The sequence below is a fragment of the Bartonella sp. AP65SXKL genome (genome assembly GCF_042195725.1).
Classification (GTDB): domain Bacteria; phylum Pseudomonadota; class Alphaproteobacteria; order Rhizobiales; family Rhizobiaceae; genus Bartonella.
The window spans coordinates 141,795-142,504 of sequence record NZ_JBHIOW010000005.1 but is presented as its reverse complement, the minus strand read 5'-3'; positions in this window follow the sequence as shown (position 1 = coordinate 142,504).

Below are 710 nucleotides of genomic sequence, written 5' to 3'. Positions count from 1 at the left end.
TGATTAGCGAAGCGCAAAGAAAAGAAAATGCTACTGTTGTAGACAAATGTTAGAAAATCCTATTCCCTAACTTTTATTTACGCGTCCCTCACTGTAAAAAAGCTGTATAAATACAGCAAGTTATTTTTACATAAAACTTACATGTTATCCATAAATGGTATAACCGTAAAGCCTCCGTAAAATAATCAAAAAATCTATCGAACCTCACTCTCTTTATGCTGAATAAAAGAGTAAGCGAGCACCATTATCGTATTTATATTTTTTTCCAAGACAGTGTTTAGTATAAGTATTCATTGTAGGCATTTTTTCAGTTTTTATCTGTATGCTAACCACGTTTGGAATGTGAGAAACATGCTTTTGATTGATTTAATATAAATAGGCTTGCCATGAAACAATCTTACAGTATTGAGATTTCTCATTTAAGTTGAAAGACAATTCATTATTATTATAAATCAATATGATGTATAGATTGTCGACATTACAAGCAGTGTGTGAACGCTCAATGGTTAATGCCAATGTTTTTGTTATGGGGGAGGGGTATCTGGTGATAATGAAGTTTTGTATAGTGCACGAGACGTAATTGAGAGATGATTGTTTAGAGGTGCGTTTAGTGAAAAAACTTTGAAAGCAAATGCGCATTCCCTCTGCACTTTAAAAGCTCAAAGAATTTCCAGTGAAAGAGTGGTTGGAATAAGTATGTGTGTTATTTT